6 protein-coding genes and 1 pseudogene are annotated in these 8,863 nt (G+C 54.3%); 5 read left to right on the top strand and 2 right to left on the bottom strand.

Going from position 1 to position 8,863, the window contains the following annotated elements:
* Window positions 1-128 precede the first annotated feature (128 nt).
* From ada to mgtE, 4 genes and pseudogenes are all read left to right on the top strand, one after another.
* On the top strand, window positions 129-1,193 hold the full coding sequence (gene ada, locus KQJ18_RS18735) for a bifunctional DNA-binding transcriptional regulator/O6-methylguanine-DNA methyltransferase Ada (protein ID WP_216422484.1): 1,065 nt from the start codon (window positions 129-131) through the stop codon (window positions 1,191-1,193).
* Window positions 1,193-1,883, top strand: a pseudogene (alkB, locus tag KQJ18_RS18730) (DNA oxidative demethylase AlkB). Before ada ends, alkB begins: the two are co-directional and overlap by 1 nt.
* A 35-nt stretch (window positions 1,884-1,918) precedes the next feature.
* On the top strand, window positions 1,919-3,562 hold the full coding sequence (locus KQJ18_RS18725) for a multidrug ABC transporter permease/ATP-binding protein (protein ID WP_204578308.1): 1,644 nt from the start codon (window positions 1,919-1,921) through the stop codon (window positions 3,560-3,562).
* A gap of 105 nt (window positions 3,563-3,667) precedes the next feature.
* Window positions 3,668-5,104 carry a magnesium transporter gene (gene mgtE / locus KQJ18_RS18720; RefSeq protein WP_216422482.1) on the top strand — a complete coding sequence of 479 codons (1,437 nt, stop codon included), beginning with the start codon at window positions 3,668-3,670 and terminating at the stop codon, window positions 5,102-5,104.
* Here mgtE and KQJ18_RS18715 read toward each other — a convergent pair.
* Window positions 5,067-6,311, bottom strand: coding sequence for a SulP family inorganic anion transporter (locus KQJ18_RS18715; protein WP_216422480.1), 1,245 nt, complete (start codon window positions 6,309-6,311; stop codon window positions 5,067-5,069). The two genes, mgtE and KQJ18_RS18715, sit on opposite strands and share 38 nt — an antisense overlap.
* 277 nt (window positions 6,312-6,588) lie before the next feature.
* Between KQJ18_RS18715 and mqo the strand changes: the two genes are divergently transcribed.
* Window positions 6,589-8,250: a malate dehydrogenase (quinone) gene (gene mqo / locus KQJ18_RS18710; protein WP_160956148.1), complete on the top strand. Its 1,662-nt coding sequence runs from the start codon at window positions 6,589-6,591 to the stop codon at window positions 8,248-8,250.
* Window positions 8,251-8,343: 93 nt separating this feature from the next.
* Here mqo and eco read toward each other — a convergent pair whose 3' ends face one another.
* Window positions 8,344-8,841 (bottom strand): serine protease inhibitor ecotin, encoded by a 498-nt coding sequence (eco, locus tag KQJ18_RS18705; protein ID WP_038643271.1) that lies wholly within the window; start codon window positions 8,839-8,841, stop codon window positions 8,344-8,346.
* Window positions 8,842-8,863: the final 22 nt, after the last annotated feature.

Raw genomic sequence — 8,863 nt, 5'->3', positions numbered from 1 at the left:
CTGGATGTCGCCGCAGTTTAAAAGCTTTCTGCTCAGCGAAAAAAATTAAAAAGCAAGATTGCGGGTTTTTATACCTGGCTATCAGGACACACTGAGGCTAAGCGCTATGCTTAACAAAGGAGTCCATAATGAAAAGTCGTTTACGCATAACGGATGATGACCGCTGGCAGTCTGTTGTGGATCGTGATGCTGACGCCGACGGTCAGTTTGTTTTCGCCGTCCACACCACCGGTATTTTCTGCCGCCCGTCCTGTCGGGCGAAGCATGCGCTGCGCAAAAATGTCAGTTTCTTTGCTGATGCCGAGCAGGCGCAGGCTGCCGGGTTTCGGCCCTGTAAACGCTGCCAGCCGGATAAAGACAGCGCGCAGCAGCATCGGCTGGACAAAATAGCCCACGCCTGTCAGTTGCTGGAGCAGGAGTCGCCCCTCACGCTGGATGAGCTGGCGCAGCAGGTGGCGATGAGCCCGTATCACTTGCACCGTCTGTTTAAAGCCACGACGGGCATGACTCCGAAAGCGTGGCAGCAGTCCTGGCGCGCTCGTCGTCTGCGCGATGCCCTGGCAAAAGGGGCGCCAGTAACCCAGGCGATTTTGAACGCCGGATTCCCCGACAGCAGCAGCTATTACCGGCAAGCGGATCAGGCACTAGGGATGACCGCCAGGCAATTTCGCAAAGGCGGCGACAACGTTTCTGTGCGCTATACCCTGACAGATTGCGCCCTGGGGCGTTGCCTGGTGGCGGAAAGCAAACGCGGTATCTGCGCGATCTTGCTGGGTGATGATGATGCTACATTGGTCGCGGAACTGCATGAGCTGTTTCCCGCCGCTCAGGATGAAGCAGCCGATGCTGATTTCCAGCAGCATGTGCGTGAGGTCATCGCCGTGATCAATACGCGCAATACGCCACTGTCGCTGCCGCTGGATATCCGCGGGACCGCATTCCAGCTGCAGGTGTGGCAGGCGCTGCGCGCAATCCCATGTGGGAAGACGGTTAGTTACCAGCAGTTAGCCAGCGCCATCGGTAAACCGCAAGCGGTGCGCGCGGTGGCCAGCGCCTGCGGAGCCAACAAACTGGCGATTGTCATCCCGTGTCACCGGGTGATCCGTAATGATGGCGCGCTTTCGGGCTACCGCTGGGGTATTGCGCGCAAAGCGCAGTTACTGCAACGAGAAATCTCTGGGGAGGAAACGTAATGCTTGATCTCTTTGCGGATGAGAAACCCTGGCAGGAACCGCTGGCATCCGGCGCGGTAATTTTGCGGCGTTTTGCCTTTGAGTCCGCACCGTCTTTGCTGCAGGCGATCGCGGCTGTCGCCCGACAGTCGCCGTTTCGCCAGATGGTGACGCCCGGCGGTTACACGATGTCGGTGGCGATGACCAACTGCGGTCATTTGGGCTGGACGACGGATCAACATGGTTACCTTTATTCTCCGTTTGACCCGCTTTCCGGTGCGCCATGGCCGCCGATGCCGGATGCTTTCGCTGCGCTGTGCCAGCAGGCGGCAACGGCGGCGGGCTATGCCGATTTTCAACCCGATGCCTGCCTTATTAACCGCTACACGCCAGGGGCGAAACTGTCATTACATCAGGATAAAGACGAACCTGACCTGCGGGCGCCTATCGTTTCTGTTTCGCTGGGGTTACCGGCCATCTTTCAGTTTGGCGGTTTGCGCCGTAATGACCCTTTAAAACGTTTACTGCTGGAGCATGGCGATGTCGTGGTATGGGGTGGGAACTCACGGCTGTTTTATCATGGGATCCAGCCGCTTAAGACAGGGTATCATCCGTTAACCGGTGACTGTCGTTACAATCTGACGTTTCGCCAGGCTGGTAAAAAAGAATAAAAATAAGAATTATTATTGCTGTCGGCAAAGAGATGTTTAAACTGCGGGCTGTTATTACTTGTCCGGGTTGTTTGCATGGAACTTTTATTTCTTGTCTGGCGGCAGTATCGCTGGCCATTTATCAGCGTCATGGCGCTCAGCCTCGCCAGCGCTGCGTTGGGAATTGGGCTGATTGCGTTTATTAACCAGCGCCTGATTGAAACGGTCGACACCACATTGATGGTGCTGCCGGAGTTTCTTGGCCTGCTGCTATTGTTGATGATTGTTACCCTTGGCTCACAGCTGGCGTTAACCACGCTGGGACACCACTTTGTTTACCGCCTGCGTAGTGAATTTATCAAGCGTATTCTGGACACCCACGTCGAGCGTATCGAACAGCTTGGCAGCGCCTCGTTGCTGGCCGGTTTAACCAGCGATATCCGCAACATCACCATTGCTTTTGTTCGTCTGCCTGAGCTGGTGCAGGGGATAATTCTGACCATTGGGTCGGCGGCGTATCTGGCGATGCTATCAACCAAAATGCTGCTGGTGACGGCAATCTGGGTGGCAATCACCATCTGGGGCGGGTTTGTGCTGGTCGCGCGGGTATATAAACATATGGCGACCCTGCGCGAAACAGAAGACAAATTGTACAACGATTACCAAACGGTGTTGGAAGGGCGCAAAGAGTTGACGCTCAACCGCGAGCGCGCCGAGCACATCTTTAATCAATTATACGTCCCGGACGCTAAAGAATATCGTCACCATATTATCCGTGCCGATACCTTCCACCTCAGCGCGGTGAACTGGTCGAACATTATGATGCTGGGCGCCATTGGCCTGGTGTTCTGGATGGCTAACAGTCTGGGCTGGGCGGATACCGCCGTGGCGGCGACCTATTCGCTGACGCTGTTATTCCTGCGTACGCCGCTGCTTTCTGCCGTTGGAGCATTGCCGACGCTGCTCACCGCACAGGTCGCTTTTAATAAGCTGAATAAGTTCTCACTGGCGCCCTTTAAGGCCGAATTCCCGCGACCAACCGCGTTTCCGGACTGGCAAACGCTGGAGCTGCGTAACGTGGTATTCCACTATCAGGATAATGCGTTCTCTGTCGGACCGGTAAATCTGACTATTCGTCGCGGGGAACTGATCTTCCTGATTGGCGGCAATGGTAGTGGGAAATCCACACTGGCTATGTTACTCACCGGGTTGTATCAACCGCAGTCAGGCGAGATCCTGCTCGACGGCAAAGCGGTTGCTGTCGAAAAACCAGAGGACTATCGCAAGCTGTTCTCCGCCGTGTTTACCGACGTCTGGTTGTTCGACAAACTGCTCGGTCCGGAAGGTAAAGAGGCCGATCCGGCGCTGGTGGCAAAGTGGCTGGAACATCTGAAGATGGGTCACAAGCTTGAGCTGAACGATGGGCGTATTCTCAATCTCAAGCTGTCGAAAGGGCAGAAAAAACGCGTGGCGCTGCTGCTGGCGTTGGCGGAGGAGCGTGACATTATTCTGCTGGATGAATGGGCTGCCGATCAGGACCCGCACTTCCGCCGTGAGTTCTATCAGGTGTTATTGCCGCTGATGCAGGAAATGGGTAAAACCATCTTCGCTATTAGCCATGACGATCACTATTTTGTTCACGCCGATCGTCTGTTGGAGATGCGTAACGGACAGTTAAGTGAATTAGTGGGCGATGAGCGTGACGCCGCCTCGCGAGATGCCGTCGCTCGTACTGCGTAATCCCTGCAACCGCCGGTTTTTTAGCCGCCCGGCGGTTGCGTTTATTGTTATTTACATAAATCGGCATCATGATTAATGATATTTCATATCATGGATTTATGATTAATGTCCGCATTCAACAAAAACAGCGCCAGACTGCGTGATGAAGAGCGCGCGCGCCTCATCTGGCTGCTGACCACTGATAAAGCCATTATTTCCACGCTGTTGGGCAAGCTTACCCTGGCTGAGCAATATGACGTCGGTACCTTAGCCGACGATATTGCTGAGGTAGGGGCGCTGGTGGCGCACCTGCCGCCGCCCGATCTGGCCGATACCCTCGAAGCATTACCTTCTGAAGAGCGCCACGCCCTGTGGCGGCTGGTCCAAAATGAAAAACGCGGTAACGTCCTGCTTGAGGCGTCAGAAAACGTCTGGGACGATCTGATTGATGAGATGAGCGACCGCGAGCTGCTGGATGCCCTGCAATATCTCGACATCGATGAACAGATTTATCTGGTCCAGCATCTGCCGCGTAATCTCACAGGCCGTCTGCTGGCAACGTTACCCGCAGAGGAGCGGGCGCGCGTGCGCCAGGTATTGCACTACGAGAAGAATCGCGTCGGTGCGATTATGGAGTTCGAAGTCATCACCGTGCGCCCGGACGTGACGCTGGAAGTGGTGCAGCGCTATTTACGGCGGCTGGGCAGGATGCCGGAGAACACCGATAAACTTTTCGTGACCGATCGCAATAAGGAGCTGGTCGGCGAACTGACGCTAACCTGTATCCTGCTCAATGATGTGCAGCGTAAAGTCAGCGAGGTGATGGAAGATGACCCTCTCACCTTTTCCCCGGAAGACATTGCCGAAAACGCCGCGCGTACGTTCGAACGTGACAACCTGGTCAGTGCCGCGGTGGTTGATCCTGCCGGTAAGTTGATGGGCCGTTTGACCATTGATGAGATCGTTGATGTGGTATACGAAGAGACCGATACCGATCTGCGTCGAATGGGGGGCTTGAGCGCCGAAGAGGATGTGTTTGCTCCTGTTACCAAAGCGGTAAAAACCCGCTGGGCATGGTTGGCCATTAATCTCTGTACCGCCTTTATCGCCTCGCGGGTCATTGATGGCTTTGAACATACGATCTCGCAACTGGTGGCGCTGGCCTCGCTGATGCCGATTGTGGCAGGGATCGGCGGCAATACCGGAAATCAAACTATCACCATGATCGTTCGCGCGCTGGCGCTACAAAATATTCAGCCGGGAAACCTGACATTTTTGATCCTGCGCGAGATGGGCGTGGCGCTGGTAAATGGCCTCGTCTGGGGTGGGATTATGGGCGGCATTACCTGGTGGCTGTACGATGATATGGCGCTCGGCGGCGTGATGACCCTGGCGATGATGCTTAATCTGCTGATGGCGGCGTTGATGGGGGTGATTATTCCCATGACGATGGTGAAGCTCGGGCGCGACCCGGCGGTCGGCTCAAGCGTCATGATTACGGCAATCACCGATACCGGCGGTTTCTTTATTTTTCTCGGTCTGGCAACGCTATTTCTGATGTAGCCGCGCGTTTACGTCTGACGATGCGCGGCAGGATGAACATCGTCATCACCCCGGCAACCACGCCAATCGCCAGGTTGCCGGTAGCGACCGTTGCGCCGACGGTTATCAGCATGACCAGCGTTTCAGTAACGGGGATTTTCGTCAGTGTCGCGGGCTGGATACTCTGCCAACTGAAGGTTTTCACCGCCACAATCACCATAATTCCCGCCAGCACCGACATGGGTATTTTCGCCATGACTTCGCTCAACGCGGTGACTAGCAGCAGCAACACCAGCCCGGCGGCAATCGTCGAAACGCGGCTGCGTCCTTTGCCCATCTCGACGTTAACGATGGTTTGACCAATCATCGCGCACCCGGCAATGCCGCCATAAAATCCGGCCAGAATATTGGCTATCCCCAGTCCAGTGCTCTCTCGATTCTTATTCGACGGTGTCACCGTCAGATCATCCACCAGACGGGCGGTTAACAGCGACTCCATCAAACCGACAAAAGCGATGCTCAGCGCACAGGGCCAGATAATGGCCAATGTTTGCAGGTTGAGCGGCACTAACAACTGCGTTAACCCCGGAAGGCTATCGCTCATTGAACCTTCATCACCGACGGTTGGTAACAGTTGCCCACTGCTTACAGTAAATATCGTCAGCAGCACGATGGCGATAAGCGGCGCGGGGATTGTTTTAATCAATCGCGGAACCCACAGCACAATCAGCAGCGTCAGGATAAACAGTCCCCAGATTAGCGGGCTTTTCCCCCAGAAATGCGGGACCTGGGCAAAGAAAATCAAAATGCCCAGGGCGTTGACAAAGCCGGTCATGACGGCTGTAGGAATGAATCGCATCAGACGCGCCATCCCTGATACGCCAAACAGGATCTGAATCATCCCAGCCAGCACCACCGCAGGCAGAATGTACTGCACGCCATGTTGATGCACCATCGGACCAATCACCAGCGCAACCGACCCTGCCGCGGCGGTAACCATTGCCGGACGGCCGCCTAAAAAAGACATTGCCAGGCACAACACGACGGAAGCTATCAGGCTGACTTTAGGATCGACGCCCGCAATAACGGAAAAAGAGATCACTTCCGGGATCAGCGCCAGGGCGGTTACCACCCCCGCCAGCGTTTCTCGTACCAACAGGCGGGGTTGTCGCAGTACGGCGCGGGTGCTCTGTTCTGTCACCGCAGGGGAGGAGTGTGTTGCAGACATAGTAACTCTCAGGTCAGAAAGGGCCTGATAACAGCAGACCGACAGGCATCCGTGCGTGAATAGCAAAGCGCAGCATAGTACGCGTCTGACGGGCAGGTTTCCAGAAGTGATTGTCAATAACCGTATAACTTATCAACGTATTAATAACATTTTTAAAATTAAAATATAATTTATAAACAATATTTAATTATTTTTACTTAAGTGTTACCGTTGGTGCCGCTCGATTTTCACCTGCATTAAAAGCAAAAAGCGATACTAAAAGTAAGGCATTAACATTATGAAAAAAGTGACTGCCATGCTCTTCACCATGGCTGTAGGGCTGAACGTTGTCTCAATGGCAGCAAAAGCGAAAGCGGCGGAAGAGCAGGAAACGGATGTACTGTTGATTGGCGGCGGTATCATGAGCGCCACGCTGGGAACCTATTTACAAGAGCTGGAGCCACAATGGTCAATGACCATGGTCGAGCGACTGGATGGCGTCGCTCAGGAAAGTTCGAACGGCTGGAACAACGCCGGAACCGGCCACTCCGCACTGATGGAGCTGAACTACACGCCTAAAAAGGCCGACGGTAGCATCAGCATTGAAAAGGCAGTCGAAATCAACGAAGCCTTCCAGATTTCCCGTCAGTTTTGGGCTTATCAGGTCAATAATGGCGTGATGCATGAACCGCGCTCCTTTATCACTACCGTCCCGCATATGAGTTTTGTCTGGGGCGACGAGAACGTGAATTTCCTGCGCGCCCGTTACACCGCTCTGCAGCAGAGCACCTTATTCCGTGGTATGCGTTATTCCGAAGATCACGCGCAGATTAAAGAGTGGGCGCCGCTGGTCATGGAAGGTCGCGATCCGAAACAGAAAGTCGCGGCAACACGCACCGAGATTGGTACTGACGTTAACTATGGTGAAATCACGCGCCAACTGATTGCCTCGTTGCAGAAGAAGCCCAACTTTGCGCTGCAACTGAGCACCGAAGTACGAGGCTTTAAGCGTAATGCAGACAATAGCTGGACCGTTACGGTCGCCGATCTGAAAAACAACGAAGCGGAACATGATATCAAGGCGAAGTTTGTCTTTATCGGTGCCGGTGGCGCTGCGCTGAAGCTGTTGCAGGAAACCGACATTCCAGAAGCGAAAGGCTATGCCGGATTCCCGGTTGGCGGCCAGTTCCTGGTGGCGGAAAACCCGGACGTAGTGAATCGCCACCTGGCGAAAGTGTATGGTCAGGCCTCTGTGGGCGCGCCGCCGATGTCGGTACCGCACATCGATACCCGTATCCTGGATGGCAAGCGTGTCGTGCTGTTTGGGCCATTCGCGACATTCTCCACCAAGTTCCTGAAAAACGGTTCATTGTGGGATCTGCTCAGCTCGACCACGACGTCGAACTTTATGCCGATGGTCAACGTAGGTCTGGATAACTTCGATCTGGTGAAATATCTGGTAAGTCAGGTGATGCTGAGCGATGACGACCGTTTTGCCGCACTGCAAGAATACTATCCGCAGGCGAAAAAAGAGGACTGGCGTCTATGGCAGGCGGGTCAGCGTGTGCAGATCATTAAAAGTGATGCAGAAAAGGGCGGCGTGCTACGTCTGGGAACTGAAGTGGTCAGCGATAAAGAAGGTACGATTGCTGCACTGCTGGGCGCTTCGCCTGGTGCATCAACCGCGGCGCCGATCATGCTGCATCTGATGGAAAAAGTGTTTAAAGATAAAGTCGCCAGCCCCGAGTGGCAGGCGAAGCTGAAAACGATTATTCCGTCTTATGGTACTAAGCTGAACGGAAACATTGAGGCAACTGAACAAGAGCTGCAATACACCAGCGAAGTTCTGGGTCTGAAATACGACAAGCCGCAGGTTGCCGATGAAGCGCCAAAACCGCAGTTGAAACCTCAGGCTCAACCGCAGCCTGAGCAGAAAGCTGTGGCGGATATCGCGCTGTAAATAAAATGCCGGATAAGCGTTGCGCTTATCCGGCCTGATTCACGCGTCTGTAGGCCGGATAAGGCGGAACGCCGCCATCCGGCACATTCTCACTTAGCGCGCGACTGCGTCCTGAATCTTCTCTTCCGCTTTCCAGATACGGTATTTCACTTCCACGTTTTCCGGGGTGTAGACCACAATCGGCAACTTGCTGTTGTAGCGCAGCATACCGTCATCACCCAGATACGCGGTAATAAATTTCTTCTCTTTTTTACCGTCCGGGCAGGCCATCATGGTTGAAACCGGAGAGGTGACTTTGTCGAAAACGTAGTAGTCGTATCCCCAACCTTCCAGCGTTTTGCTATCCAGTTCTCCGCCCAGGCGATGTTGGTTGCAGTCGACCTCCAGCGTCTGGCCGATCAATAGTTCTACTTTCAGGGTAGATTCATCTTTCTCAGGGGGAAGCTGGATTACCTGGCGCTTCATACCCTTTTCCGCTTTAGGATACGGGGCGACTTTTTCCAGCGGCTGAGCACCGGTATCGTTACTGCCAGCCCAGGCAGAGGTGCTGGCAAAGGCGGCGAAAAGCACGGCAGGGACAATTGTCTTCATCTTATTGTTCACAGTGTTTCCT

The sequence above is a fragment of the Citrobacter sp. S55_ASV_140 genome, assembly GCF_018919505.1.
Lineage (GTDB): Bacteria > Pseudomonadota > Gammaproteobacteria > Enterobacterales > Enterobacteriaceae > Citrobacter > Citrobacter werkmanii.
This window is presented reverse-complemented; position numbering and strand designations above follow the sequence as displayed.